The organism is Catenuloplanes indicus, from assembly GCF_030813715.1.
Taxonomy (GTDB): Bacteria; Actinomycetota; Actinomycetes; order Mycobacteriales; family Micromonosporaceae; genus Catenuloplanes; species Catenuloplanes indicus.
The window spans coordinates 5,940,991-5,954,218 of record NZ_JAUSUZ010000001.1; the positions used below are offsets into that span (position 1 = coordinate 5,940,991).

Annotated in this window: 12 protein-coding genes; 9 read left to right on the forward strand and 3 right to left on the reverse strand. The window is 74.2% G+C overall.

The window, feature by feature from the left end:
• The first annotated feature begins 6 nt into the window (after positions 1–6).
• From J2S42_RS26905 to J2S42_RS26915, 3 genes are all read left to right on the forward strand, one after another.
• Entirely contained in the window at positions 7–222 is a 216-nt protein-coding gene (locus tag J2S42_RS26905) for a hypothetical protein (protein ID WP_306834945.1), read from the forward strand.
• On the forward strand, positions 222–923 hold the full coding sequence (locus tag J2S42_RS26910) for a hypothetical protein (RefSeq protein ID WP_307243422.1): 702 nt from the start codon (positions 222–224) through the stop codon (positions 921–923). The genes J2S42_RS26905 and J2S42_RS26910 overlap by 1 nt, the downstream gene beginning before the upstream one ends.
• Positions 924–1,036: 113 nt before the next feature.
• Positions 1,037–2,317, forward strand: a complete 1,281-nt coding sequence (locus J2S42_RS26915; protein WP_307243424.1) for an ABC transporter ATP-binding protein — start codon at positions 1,037–1,039, stop codon at positions 2,315–2,317.
• A 352-nt stretch (positions 2,318–2,669) separates the two neighbouring features.
• Here J2S42_RS26915 and J2S42_RS26920 read toward each other — a convergent pair whose 3' ends face one another.
• Positions 2,670–4,007: a serine/threonine-protein kinase gene (locus tag J2S42_RS26920; protein ID WP_307243425.1), complete on the reverse strand. Its 1,338-nt coding sequence runs from the start codon at positions 4,005–4,007 to the stop codon at positions 2,670–2,672.
• A 149-nt stretch (positions 4,008–4,156) separates the two neighbouring features.
• Between J2S42_RS26920 and J2S42_RS26925 the strand changes: the two genes are divergently transcribed.
• The 5 genes from J2S42_RS26925 to J2S42_RS26945 are packed head-to-tail and all read left to right on the forward strand — an operon-like array spanning position 4,157 to position 10,825.
• On the forward strand, positions 4,157–4,993 hold the full coding sequence (locus tag J2S42_RS26925; protein WP_307243427.1) for a patatin-like phospholipase family protein: 837 nt from the start codon (positions 4,157–4,159) through the stop codon (positions 4,991–4,993).
• A gap of 5 nt (positions 4,994–4,998) precedes the next feature.
• Positions 4,999–6,045, forward strand: a complete 1,047-nt coding sequence (locus J2S42_RS26930; protein WP_307243428.1) for a 1-acyl-sn-glycerol-3-phosphate acyltransferase — start codon at positions 4,999–5,001, stop codon at positions 6,043–6,045.
• A 10-nt stretch (positions 6,046–6,055) separates the two neighbouring features.
• Positions 6,056–6,376 (forward strand): divalent-cation tolerance protein CutA, encoded by a 321-nt coding sequence (gene cutA, locus J2S42_RS26935; RefSeq protein ID WP_307243430.1) that lies wholly within the window; start codon positions 6,056–6,058, stop codon positions 6,374–6,376.
• Positions 6,377–6,424: 48 nt separating this feature from the next.
• Complete coding sequence (locus J2S42_RS26940) at positions 6,425–10,120, forward strand: SCO7613 C-terminal domain-containing membrane protein (RefSeq protein ID WP_307243431.1); 3,696 nt, start codon at positions 6,425–6,427, stop codon at positions 10,118–10,120.
• Between the two features lie 15 nt (positions 10,121–10,135).
• Positions 10,136–10,825 (forward strand): HAD family hydrolase, encoded by a 690-nt coding sequence (locus J2S42_RS26945; RefSeq protein WP_307243434.1) that lies wholly within the window; start codon positions 10,136–10,138, stop codon positions 10,823–10,825.
• A gap of 13 nt (positions 10,826–10,838) precedes the next feature.
• Here the strand turns inward: J2S42_RS26945 and J2S42_RS26950 are convergent, their stop codons facing one another.
• Both J2S42_RS26950 and J2S42_RS26955 read right to left on the reverse strand, forming a co-directional pair.
• Positions 10,839–11,987, reverse strand: coding sequence for an FHA domain-containing protein (locus tag J2S42_RS26950; protein ID WP_307243436.1), 1,149 nt, complete (start codon positions 11,985–11,987; stop codon positions 10,839–10,841).
• A gap of 39 nt (positions 11,988–12,026) precedes the next feature.
• Positions 12,027–12,329, reverse strand: coding sequence for a 4a-hydroxytetrahydrobiopterin dehydratase (locus J2S42_RS26955; RefSeq protein ID WP_307243437.1), 303 nt, complete (start codon positions 12,327–12,329; stop codon positions 12,027–12,029).
• An 86-nt stretch (positions 12,330–12,415) separates the two neighbouring features.
• Between J2S42_RS26955 and J2S42_RS26960 the strand changes: the two genes are divergently transcribed.
• Positions 12,416–13,219 carry a hypothetical protein gene (locus tag J2S42_RS26960; protein ID WP_307243439.1) on the forward strand — a complete coding sequence of 268 codons (804 nt, stop codon included), beginning with the start codon at positions 12,416–12,418 and terminating at the stop codon, positions 13,217–13,219.
• Positions 13,220–13,228: the final 9 nt, after the last annotated feature.

Here is a 13,228-nt window from a genome sequence, read left to right on the forward strand (position 1 = left end):
GGTCACGTGCTCTGCTGGTTCTGCGCCAAGGCCGCGCGCGGCTCATGCCGGTTCTGCGGCCGTGGCGTGTGCGAGGATCACGCGCGCTTCGGCCCGTACCTGCTGGAGGTGCACCGCTCCGACTCGCGCCGCCGCGCCGAGGGCCTGGTCGTCGACGACGCGCTGCAGTGCGGGGCCTGCCACCCCCGCCCGCAGCCCGTCCCGATGCCGGAGCTGGACTGATGCCCGGATTCGACGACGCCCTGGAACGCCTGGTCACCGACCCGGCGTTCGGCACCGCGCTGTCCACCGACCCGGACCGCGCACTGGCCGGCTACACGCTCACCGCCGACGAGGCGGCGCTGCTGCGCAGCCAGGTCTTCACCGGCACCGGCGACACCGGCCACAGCACGGTCGAGTCCCGCACCAACCAGTCGAGCATGTTCGGCCTGCTCGGCGACATCTTCCCGGCCGATGCCGCCCCGGCCGGCCCGTACACCGCCGGGTTCGGCCCCACCGGCGGCTCCTCGACGTCCCTGCACGCCACCGGCCCCGGCGCCCCGGCGGCCGGTTTCGGCACCGGGCCCGGCGTGCCCACAGCCGGGTTCGGTGCCGCGCCCCTCCCCGCTCAGGGCTTCGGCGACGCCACCACGCAGTCCTTCGGCGACGCTCCACCGCCGGTCCCGGACGGCTACGCCACCCGCGTCGACGCGGACGGCGACGGCACCTGGGACCCGCACGGCGTCCGCGGCCGCACCGGCGGCGGCGTCGAGATCCTGGTCGACCGCGACAACGACGGCGGCACCGACTTCACCGGCCACGACGTCGACGCCGACGGCCTCATCGACCACGCCGACTACGACACCGACCACGACGGCACCCCCGACACCCGCCTCACCGACACCGACGACAACGGCTGGCTCGACACCCGGACCCGCCCCTGACGTTCCGGTCCGCCGCGGGCACGAGCCGTCGCGCGGAACCGCTCGGCGCGGAGAGAGTGCCGTCCGTCGATGTGGGGTGGCGGGGTGGTGGGGGAGCGCCTCACCATGTCGGCATGACGGCCGTGGGGCTCGACCACCTGGGGAAGGTGTTCGATGACGGGACCGTGGCCGTGAACGACCTGTCGCTGGACATAGCGGACGGTGAGCTCGTCGTCCTGCTCGGACCGTCCGGCTGCGGCAAGTCCACCGTGCTCAGGCTGGTCGCCGGCCTGGAGGCCCCGACCACGGGGCACGTGCGGTTCGGCGGGCAGATCGTCGACCGGCTGCCCACCCGGGACCGGAACGTGGCCATGGTCTTCCAGCACTACGCGCTCTACCCGCACCTCACGGTCGCGCAGAACATCGGGTTTCCGTTGCGGTCCGCGCCCGGCGTGGCCGAGCTGGTGGCGAACGCGGCGGCGCGCCTCGGGCTGACCGACGTGCTGGACCGGCGGCCCGCGCAACTGTCCGGCGGGGAACGGCAGCTGGTGGCGATGGCCCGCGCGCTGGTCCGGCAGCCGCGCGTGTTCCTGCTCGACGAACCGCTGGCCCATCTGGACGCCGGCCTGCGGGCCGAGCTGCGCGGCGAGGTGGCCGCGACCGCGCGCCGGGTCGGCGTGACCACGCTCTACGTCACGCACGACCAGGCGGAGGCGCTGTCCGTGGCGGACCGGGTGGCCGTGCTCCGCGACGGCGTACTCCAGCAGGTCGGCACGCCCGCCGAGGTCTACGACGACCCGGCCACCGTGTTCGTCGCCGCGTTCCTCGGCACGCCGCGGGCGAATCTGTTCGAGGGAGCGGTCTATCCGGTCGACGGCCGGGTGGCGGTCGACCTGGGCAGCCAGGTGCTGATGTTGCCGGCCGGCGACGCGCGCACGGCGGCGCTGCTCCGGCACGAACGGGTCACGATCGGCCTGCGCCCGGACGCGCTGCGCGCCACCGTGCCCGCACCGGCCGACGGCGCAAGCCTGCACGGTCAGGTCCGGCACGTCGAGAACCACGGTTTCGAGGGCATCGTCCACCTGGACGCGGGCGGCCTGCCGACACCACCCGCCCACACCATGATCGAAACCGCGGACCCCGCCCACCTCGCCGGCCTGCTGGCCGACCCACCCGACCCCGAACCTCGCCGCGGCGTCATCGGCCGCCTGCTGCCACGCACCGAGCCCCCGCGCCGCTACGGCCTCTACCCCGCCTACGAACCACCCGCGGACGCCCGCGACATCGGCGACGGCGACCTGGTGCTCCGCATCCCGGCCGCCGGCGGCCTCCCTCGCCCCGGCGAGTCCCTCACCGTCGCCGTCGATCCGGCCCGCCTGCTCCTCTTCGACTCCACCGGCGCCCGCATCCGCTGAACGTAAGCAGATCATGATCTCGCGCGTCCGGCGCTGCCGGGGCTCGGACAGCCCGAAAGGGCTCCCCGGCGCAACCAACGGGGAGCCCTTTCAACGTGGCGGCAGGGCTACCGTAAGTAACGGGCGGGCTGGGCCGGGGTGGTCATGTCCGCGCCGCGAACCGTGATCTCACGTGTCGTGGGCATGAGGTTTCTTCCTGTCCGTGGAGCGCGCGCGACCCGGCCGATCGGTCACACGCGGTTGACGGCGTGGCGACATGTGGGCGTTCGCCGCTCGCCACGGAAGGACGTTAGCGGTCAACATCAACAACGGCGGGAAGTTAAAAGGTACTTAAGGGAAGGATCACGCGCGTCTAAACCGCGATCGCCAGCCGGTCCAGCGCGGCGCCCAGCTCTGTCGCGTACTCGGTGGAGATCGTGCCCTCGCGCAGCCGGTCGCCCACCTTCACGTGCAGGTTCCGCACCTGGGAGGCCAGGTCGTGCGCGCCGCCCGCGGCCAGGTTCGCCTCCAGGTTCCGCACCAGGTTGCGCAGATCCTGGCCGGCCTCCGCGGTGATCTCGCCGCTCGCCACGCCGTCGTCCAGGATGTGCCCGAGCGCGGCCATCGCCTCGCGCACCGTCGGCACCGGCGCGGTCGCGCTGGCCGGGGCCGGAACCGGTGCCGGTATGACCGGAGCGGTGGACGGCGAGGCCGGTGCCGGGACCGGCGTGGTCGCGTCCGCGGACGGCACCGGCGGTGCGGCCAGATGGTCGTCCGGCGGCGGGCGCAGCAGCGTGCCGGCGAACAGCGCGGCGGAGACGGCCGCGACCGCCACCAGTGCGCCCGTGGCCGGCAGTGCCACCCGGCGCCGCCGCCGTGGCGGGGCCGGCACCGGCAGCAGTCCCCGCAGCGACGCGGCCACCTGGTGCGCGGTCGGCCGGGCCCGCGGGTCCCGGTCCAGGCAGCGCAGGCAGATCGCGGCCACGTCGTCCGGCAGCCCGTCGAGCGGCGGAGCGGCCGTACCGGCCAGCGCCTCGGTCAGGTCGTCCCAGGTCTCCGCCGGGTACGGCACTCGCCCCGTCACGGTCTCGTAGAGCAGCACGCCCAGCGAGTACACGTCCGTGGCCGGCTGCGCCGGTGTGCCGTCCAGCCGCTCCGGCGCCACGTAGGCCGGGGTGCCGAACGTGTCGCCGTCCTCGTCCTCGTCCGGCGCGCCCACGTGGGTGGCGATGCCGAAGTCGAGCACCTTCGCGCCGAGCGCGGTGAGCATGACGTTGGCCGGGGTCACGTCCCGGTGCACGATACCGAGCCGGTGCGCGGCCGCGAGCGCGTCCGCCACCTCGGCGCAGACCCGCACCGCATGATCCCGATCCAGCGGGCCCTGGACCAGCCGTGCCTCCAGCACCTCACCGTGCAGCAGCTCCATCACCACGAACGCGGTGACCGTACCGTCCGGATCGATCTCCTCGCCGTAGTCGTGCACCGCGGTGACGTGCGGGTGGACGAACGCGGCCGCGGCCCGCGCCTCCTGCCGGACCAGCGAGCGGAACCGGGTGTCCGCGGCCAGCGAGGCGGCCAGCACCTTCAGCGCCACCGTGCGGTCGAGAACCTCGTCGTGCGCGCGCCAGATCACCGACATGCCGCCGGAGCCGATTCGATCGATGATGCGATACCTACGGGCCAGCAGCCCGCCGGGGTGCAGCGAGGGCATCTCTCACACCTGATCACCTGGTGGGGACAAGCGGATACATCAGGCTGCGCGAATCCGAACGTGTTGTCAACGGGATGTTACGCGGGCGGACGTACCGTGCGAAACGGGCGACCCCGGACCGCGAGCGGTGACATGTAAGGATGTTTCCCATGGTCAACGGCCCGGTCGCGTTCGTGCTAGGCGGTGGCGGTGTGCTCGGCGCCGTCGAGGTGGGCATGCTGCGTGCCCTGTTCCGCGCGGGGTTCACGCCCGACCTGGTGGTGGGCACGTCGATCGGCGCGGTCAACGGCGCGCTGGTCGCGGCCGACCCCGCCGAGTCGGTCACCGACCGGCTGGTTCGGCTCTGGGCGTCGCCGGAGGCCGGTGAGGTCTACGGCGACTCGCTGGCCCGGCAGCTGCGCCGGTTCGCGGCCCGCACCCACCTGCACTCGCCGACGCCGCTGCGCCGGCTGCTGGAGCGCGAGCTCGGCGAGCAGACCACGTTCGAGGACCTGCGGGTGCCGTTCCGGTGCTGCGCGGCCAGCATCGAACGGGCCGCGGAGCACTGGTTCACCACCGGGCCGCTGGTTCGCGCGGTGCTGGCGTCCGCGTCCGTGCCCGGCCTGCTGCCGCCGTCCGAGATCGACGGTGAGCACTACGTGGACGGCGGCATCGTCAACTCGATCCCGGTCGACGAGGCGGTGCGCTGCGGTGCGAAGCTCATCTTCGTGCTCCAGGTCGGCCGGATCGAGCGGGCGCTGGTGGCACCGCGCCGTCCGTGGGAGGTGGCGCAGGTGGCGTTCGAGATCGCCCGGCGGCACCGGTTCGCGCGCGAGATGGCATCGCTGCCCGATGATGTGGAGGTGCACGTGCTGCCGGCCGGGGGCGGGGAACCCCGGGACGACAGCCCCTGGGCCTACCGTGACATGGCCGCGGCCGGCCGCCGGATCAGCCGCGCCTACACCGCGTCCCGCCGCTACCTGCAGGCCAACGTGAAGACGGAGTAGACCGCATGCCGTTACCCCCACGCTGGTTCCGCAGGCTCGTGCTCGGTCCGGCGATGGTGGCGCTCGCCGCCGTACTGCTGCTGGGTCTTCCGTTCCTGCTCCTGGTGCCGCTGCTGCTGGCGCCGGTGCTGCCCGGCCGGCTGCGGCTGCTGCGCGTGGTCTGGGTCGGTGTCGTCTACGTGGTCTGGGACGCCACCGCGCTGCTCGTGCTGCTGGCGCTGTGGCTCGCGTCCGGCTTCGGGTGGCGGAAGCGGTCGCCGGCGTTCCAGCGCGCCCACTACGTGGTCACCGGCGCGTTCCTGAACACGCTGTACCGGCTGTGCCGCGCCGCGCTCAATGTGGAGATCGAGATCGTCGGTACGGACCCGGACGTGGCCCTGCCCGGCCGTCCCGAGATCGTGGTCTGCCGGCACGCCGGGCCGGGCGACTCGTTCATCCTGATCCACTCGCTGGTCAACCGGTTCGACCGCGAGCCGCGGATCGTGCTGAAGAACACGCTGCAGTGGGACCCGGCGATCGACGTGCTGCTCAACCGGCTGCCGACCCGGTTCATCGCGCCCGGTGACGTGCCCGGCGCGGACATCGAGAAGCAGATCTTCGACGTCACGGTCGGCCTCGACCCGAACGACGCGCTGGTGATCTTCCCGGAGGGCGGCAACTTCACGCCGAAGCGCCGGGTCAAGGCGATCAACCGGCTCCGCTCGCTCGGCCTGGAACGGATGGCCCGGCGCGCGGAGAACATGCGGCACGTGCTCGCGCCCAAGCCCGGCGGCCTGAACGCGGCGATCGACGCGGCACCGGACGCCGGCGTGATCTTCGTGGCGCACACCGGGCTGGACAAGATGGTCACGGTCGGCGACGTGTGGCGCGAACTGCCGACCGACAAGACCATCATGATGAGCTTCTGGTCCGTACCGCCGGAGGAGATCCCGGCCGGCGAGCAGGAGCGGATCGAGTGGCTCTTCGACTGGTGGAAGCGCATCGACGACTGGATCGAGGCCCATCAGCCACAGCCCGCGCGGCCGATGCGTGCGAGGCGCCGCGAGCGGTAGCGTGCGCGGCGTGGAGCAGACACATCTGGTGACCACCACGGTGGACGCCCGCCCGGCCGCCGACTCACTCGCCACCTCCGCCGTCCAGGCCCGCCTGGCCGCGTGCGCGCAGGTCGGCGGGCCGATCACCAGCACCTACTGGTGGGAGGGCGCGGTCGAGACCGCCTCCGAGTGGGTGGTACAGCTCAAGACCACCACGGACCGGCTCGACGCGCTGATCGAACACCTGCGCGCCGTGCATCCGTACGACGTGCCGGAGATCGTGGCGGTCCCGGTCGGCGCGGGCAACCCCGACTACCTGTCCTGGGTGCACGCCACGATCCACGGCTAGGTACGCGAACTCTGTCCGCGCGTTCGTGGAACGCGACAGGATGCCGGGGTGCAGCCTGAACTCGCGCCCGAATATCCGTGCCCCTGGTGCGGTGTGACCGCCACGCTGGACCGTGGATGCCCCGGCTGTGGCCGTGCGCCGAACCCGGTCGCGGCCGAGGTGATCGCGCTGGACGGGCGGATCGCCGTGCTGACGCCGCTGGTCGAGACCGCGCGGCGGGACCTGGAGACGGCCCGGCGGGTCTACGACGAGCGCGCGACCGGCCTGCGGGCGATGCAGCAGCGGCGCACCGGGTTGCTGGCGCAGATCCACGCCGCGCGCGTCACGGTCCCCGCGGCGCCGGTCCATGCGGCGGCTCCCGCTCCGGCGCCGGCCGAGCCGCCCGCGGCCCGGCCGGAGACCACCACCCGGACCGTGCAGAACGTGCTGTTCATCCTCGGCGGCCTGCTGCTCGGCACCGCCGCGATCGTCTTCACCACGATCGCCTGGGCCACGTTCGGACTGGCCGGCCGCGCCGCGATCCTGGGCGGTGTCACCGCGCTCGCGCTGGCCGCGCCGCTGGTCGCGCTGCGCCGCAATCTGCGGGCGACCGCGGAGACGTTCGCCGCGCTCGGCATGCTGCTGATCCTGCTGGACGGCTACGCCGCCTGGTACGTGAACCTGCTCGGCGTCACCGCCCTGGACCCGGCCCGGTACGCGGGCGTGGTCGCGCTGCTCGCCGCGGTGATCGCGGCCGGCTACGGCTGGGCCACCGGTCTCACCGGGCCGCGGCTGGCCGCGCTGCTGCTGATCCAGCCGGTGCCGTCGATGCTCCTCGGCCGCTCCGGCACCTACGCGACCGCGCTCGTGCTGGCCGGTACGGCCGCGATCGATCTGGTCGCGGCCCGCTTCCCGCTTCCGGTCCGCGCCGGGGCGCGTTCCACCGATCCGGGGGTACGGCACGGACTGCGCGGCCTCGCCTGGCTGCTCTTCGGCGGCTGGCTGTTCGCCGCGTTCGCCGCCTCGCTGCTGGCGCTGATCGCGGACGAGCGGGTCCCCGGCTACGTCTCGCCGACCGCGCTGCTGGTCACCGGCCTGCTGCTGGTGGCGGCCTCGATCGTGGCCGGCCGGGCGCGGTTCCGGGCGGTCGCGTCCGGCGTGTTCGTGGTGCTGGTCGCGATCGCGGCGGTCCGGCCGGTGGCCGAGTACGGCGACCGGTTCTGGCTGGTCACCGCGACCGCGGTGCTGGTGGCGATCGCGCTGACCGTGTGGGTGGTGCTGCCCCGGCTGCCGGAGGCGGTGCGGCCGGGCCCGCGCGCCGGTGCGCTGGCCGTGCTGTGCGGCACGTACGCGGCACTGGCGGCCGCGGCCGCGATCGGGCTGCTGGCCACGATCGCGCAGGCGGGCGAGCGGGACCGGCTGGACGCGATCCTGGACTGGCAGTTCCCGCTCGCGCTCGCCACACTGCCGCTGGCGATCGCTCCGCTGCTGCCGGCGTACACCCCGAAGATGTTCATCCCCGCGACCGCGGGCGCCTCGACCCCGATGGCCGAGCCGGTCGCGCCGCGGCACTGGGGTGGTGGCTGGCGCGGCTGGCACGACCCGGTGATCGTCGCGGTGACGCTGGGGATCCTGTCGTTGCCGCTCGGCTTCGGCATGCCGGTGGCGATGGCCGCCGGGCTCGCCCTGGCCGCCGGCGCGGCGCTGCTGCTCACTGCGGCGCGCGCGGATCTCGCGCGCTCCGTGCTGGTCCGGGCGCTGGCCGGTACGGCGTCCGTGGTGAGCGCGCTGGCGCTCGCCGCCTGGTGGCCGGGCACGTTCGCGGTCCTGCTGCCGCTGACCGTGGTGCTCGGCGTGGCGGTGTCGCTGCGCGCCCACGGCCGGAACTCGCTGCTCGGCCGGCCCGCGCTGGGTGCCGCGCTGACCGGCGTGCCGTTCGCCGCGCTCGCGGTGCTCGACGGCACGGTGCCGGGCGCTGCCTGGAACGGGGCCACCGCGGCCCGGCTGTCCTTGGCCGCGGCCGCGACGGTGCTGCTCGCGGTGGCCGCGGTCCGGCGCTGGCGCCCCGCCTACCTGGGCCCGGCCGGTGTCGCGTTCGGCCTGGTGATGCTGTTCGCCGGCCTGCCCCTCGACCCGGGCCGCGACCCCCGCCTCGGCTACGCCGCCGGTGCCCTGCTGCTGACCGCGCTCGCCGCGTACAGCCGGCCCCTGCTCGCCTTCGCCCCGCACTCCACGCCACCGCATCCCGGACCGGTTCCCGCTGTCTCACCGGCTGCTGCCGCCGCGCCGCGGTCTCCCGCTTCGCCGCTGCCTACGGCGACCGATGCCGCGCCGTCACCGACGGCGTCCGGCGTGTCGCCATGGGCGGCACCCGGCGTCCCGCCGACGCCGTGGCCGCTCGCGGCCTGGGGGCAGACCCTGCTGGCCCTCGCCGGTCTCCCGCTGTTCATCGCCGTCCTGCTCGGCGTCGTGGACGCGATCTCCACGGTCGTCCTCGCCCCCTACACCTGGCTCGACCGCGGCTGGTCCGAGGTGCCCACCGGCACCGGTCTCTCGCCGGGGACGGTCGTGCTGCCGGTGTGGAGCGAGTTCGCCGCCGTCGCGCTGCTGACCCCGGTGGTCTGGCTGGCCGTGCAGGTCGCCGACCGGTCCCGGCGCCGCTGGGCCACGCTCGCCGCCGCCGCGGCCGCCGCGCTCGCGACCCTGGTCGGGCTGGCCGCCGCCGGTGCACCGTGGCCGGTGATCCCGGCCGTCAGCGTCACCTTCGGGCTGACCGCGCTGCTCGTCGCGGGGTGGGTGCGGCGGACCGCGGCGCTGCTCGTACCCGCGGGCCTGGTGCTGAAGGGTGCGGCGCTGGCGGGCGCGTCCCCGCGGCCGGCCACCACGCTGGCCGCGCTGGGCCTGTCCCTGATCGCGGGGGTGGTGATCGGCGCGACCGGTCGTGGGCTGCGCGCCAGGCTGAGCGGATGGCTGGGCGCGGTGCTGGCCGCGGTCGCGCTGGCCGGCACGACCGGTGCCGCGGCCGACCTGCCGCTGCGGACCACCTCGCTGATCATCCTCGGCGTCGCGGTGGCCACGCTGACGCTCGGCGCGCTGCTGCGCCGTACCCGGCCCGCCGAGGCCGGCCCGGTCGAGGTGGCCGCGCACGCCACCGCCGTCGTCGCGTTCCTGCTGGTCATCGGCGTGGACCTGCGGTACGCCGCGGCCGTCGCGCTGCTGTGGAGCATCGCGGTCGGCATCCGCGCGATCTTCGGACCGTGGCGCTGGCCGCTCGGCCTGACCGCGGCCGGCTGGCTGCTGCTGGCCTGGTGGCTGCTGCTCGGTGCGGTGCGGATCGGCGTCTGGGAGGCGTACACGCTGCCGGCCGCGCTGGTCGCCGCCGTGGTCGGCGTGCTCGCCGCGCGCCGGTGGCCCGCGCTGACCAGCTGGCGCGCGTACGCGGTCAGCGTCACCGCCGCGCTGCTGCCCAGCCTCGCCGCGGTCCTGCTGGGCGACGCGTCCTGGCAGCGCCGCCTGCTGCTCGGCGCCGGCGCGGTCGTCCTGGTGGTGGCCGGTGCGGTCCGCCGCCGTCAGTCCCCGGTGGTCCTCGGCGGCGGCACGCTCCTGCTGCTCTCCGTGACCGAGGTGGCGCGCGTGTGGGATCTGCTGCCACGCTGGCTTCCGTTCGCCGTGGGCGGCATCGTGCTGGTCACACTGGCGATCACCTACGAGCGGCGGCGCCGCGATCTGGCCCGGCTGCGTGCCGCCGTCGGCCGGATGACCTGAGAGGGGTACGTACGCATGGTTCCGACCCGCCTGGTGCTGTGGGACATCGACGGTACGCTGCTGGACGCGGCCGGGTACGGCTGGCGCCTCGCCGACCGCGCGTTCCGGAGCCTGTACGGTGCGCCGCTGGTGCACCGGGTGCCGATGGCTGGCCGCACCGACCGCGCGATCATGACGGACGTACTGCACGCGCACGGCGTCACGGCCGCCCCGGACGACCTGATCGCCGAGATGGAGGCGCTCGCACCCGCGGCCGACGACTTCCACACCGGCGGCGGCACCATCCTGGCCGGCGCGGCCGAGGCGATCCGGGCGCTGGCGGCCGAACCGTCCGTGGTGCAGTCCGTGCTCACCGGCAACCTGGGCCCGGTCGCGCTGGCCAAGCTCTCCGCGGTCGGCCTCGGCGATCATCTCGACCTGGCCGTCGCCGCCTACGGCCGGGACCATGCGGTCCGCGCGGACCTGGTGACGGTCGCCCGGCGTGCCTTCGTGGACCGCTACCCGGCACCGGCCGGGTTCGGCACGGTCCTGATCGGTGACACGCCGCTGGACGTGGAGGCGGCGCACGCGGCCGGGGCGACCGTGATCGCGGTCGCCACCGGGCGCTACCGCGCGGCCGAGCTGACGGCCGCCGGCGCCGCCGTGGTGCTGCCGGACCTGACCGACACCGCACGCCTGGTCGACGCGGTCCTCGCGGCTCGGTAGGCGGGTCGGGACGCTACGACCGCGGCACGACCCGCAAGCTCATCGTCGGCGCGTCCGTGAGGACCGAGACCGGGTCGGCGACGCCGCCGGAGGTCCAGTTGCGGGCGCGGCCGACGTGCACGCCGGGGTAGAGCTCGACCAGGTCGTTCGGCTCCAGGACGCGGGTCTTGCGCTTGATGATGAGGCGGTCGTCCTCGTCCATGCTGCCGCCGGGCCGGATGCCGGTGCCGTTGGTGCTGACGTCCGTGACGGAGAGTTCACCGCCGCGCAGGTCGAAGCGGACGTGCGCGCGGCTGATCCACTTGCGGGCCTCGTCGGAGAGCCACTGGCCGAGCATGATGCCGCCGTCCGGCGCGCGGCCGACCTCGAGCGGCTCGTTCTCGACGACCACGAAGCGCTGGCGGACCACGCCGCCGACGCGGATCGCGAGCGCCTCCGCGGCCGGGCGCGGACCGGCGTCGGTGAGCCGGGCGCCGTGCCGCGGGCAGGTCGGGGTGCCGTTGCGCAGCGTGGGCGGTGGCTGAGCGCCGGGGCGGGCCTCCTGCTCGGGCTGGCGGAGGTCGGCGAAGAAGCTGTCACCGCCGCCGGCCCCGCCGAAGCTGGCGCACGGGTTCTCCGGGCAGCGCCAGAGGCGGCTCATCAGGCGCACGCCGGCCTGTGACGGCGGGCCCGCCGTGGCCTGGCCGCCGCCGACCCGGGCGACGAGCGCGGCACCGCCGTGGCCGACCACCGGGGCGACCAGCCGGCCGGGGTCGCCGATCCACGGGTACGACCCGCGGAAGCCCTCGAAGCGGTCGCGGCTGAGCACGGGCAGGCCGAGGATGTCCGCGATCTCCAGGACCCGGTCGTTCATCTGCGGTACCACCTCGACGAGCCCGTCGTCGGCCCAGCGCCGGGCGACCATGCGCTCGTTCGAGGTCAGGTCGGCGTCGGAGAGCAGCGCGCGGGGGAGCACCACGTAGACCGGCACGTCCTCCTCGGCGAGCTGGCGGCCGAGCGCGTCGACGACCATGCCGAGGCGCAGCATGCTGGCCGGCCGGCCCTGATCGAGGTCCTGATATCGGACGATCTCCGACAGGTCGAGGACGGCACGCGCCATCGCCGGGTCCACGCACAGCCGCCGCTCGATGGCGTCGAGCACCTTGCTGATCTCGAATCTCACGCTTCAACCTCCCGCCAGAGCAGCTACATCATGCCGGATTCAGCCCTGCTCCAGCACGCGGGCCACGATCTCGTCGATGTGGCCCGCCAGCAGCACGTCCCGGTCGGTGACGCCGCCCGCCGAGTGGGTGGTCAGGCGGAACGTGACCGTGCGCCACCGGATGTCCATGTCGGGATGGTGGTCGAGCTCCTCGGCGATTCTGGCGACGTCGACCACGGCCACGATCCCGGCCGGGAAGCTCGGGAACTCGACGGTCCGGACGATCACCTCCTGATCACCGATCCAGCCCGTGAGCTGCGCGAGTGCCTTGCCTACCGCTGCGTCGTCCAGCAACTGCGCCATGCACCGACCCTAACCCCGCCTGGGATTCGTTTGCTGACCGACGCGGTCGGGGAAAGACATCGACAACGAAGACCGAAGGAGACCAGATGGACCGCCGAATTCTGTGGGTGCCGAGCGTGGCCGTCGCGGGCGCGCTCGCGCTGGGTGGCTGCGCGGAGAACGGGGAGCCCACCATCTCCCTGCCGTCGGTCGGGGTGACGCCGACCGCGGCGACCACCACCGTCCCGCCGAGCGCGGCGGACACCGCGCTGGCCGCGTCGACGCAGGCGCTGGGCACGACCAGCTTCAAGACCACGATGACGATCGGCGACGCGGTCTCGGTGACCGGCCAGATCGACCCGGTGAAGGAGTCCGGCGACACCACGATGCGGCTGACCGGCGCGAACGGCGGCGACATCACGCTGCGGACGCTGTTGATCGGCAAGGACGCGTGGGCGAAGGTGACCGGTCTCGGCGAGGCTCTGCCGGCCGGCTGGATGCACCTGGACGCGCAGAAGGCGTCCGGCACCGGCAACTTCAGCATCGCGCCCGGTCAGACCGACCCGGCGAAGGCGTCGCAGTTCATCGCGGCCAGCGCGGACGTGCAGCAGACCGGCACCAACACCTTCACCGGCACGGTCGACCTGGCCAAGGTCGCGGGCGTGACCGGCCTGGGCAACGTGACGATCGGCGACGGCGCGGCGCAGAAGGTGCCGTTCACCGCCACCACGGACGCCCAGGGCCGGCTGTCGAACCTGACCGTGGACATCCAGAAGGTGTCGCCGGAGGCCGCGGGCCCGCTGAAGATCGACTACACCGACTACGGCACGCCGGTCACGGTCACGCCGCCGAACCCGGCCGAGGTGACCGAGGCGCCGAGCGAGCTCTACAACCCGTTCGGTACGAACTGACGCGCTCGA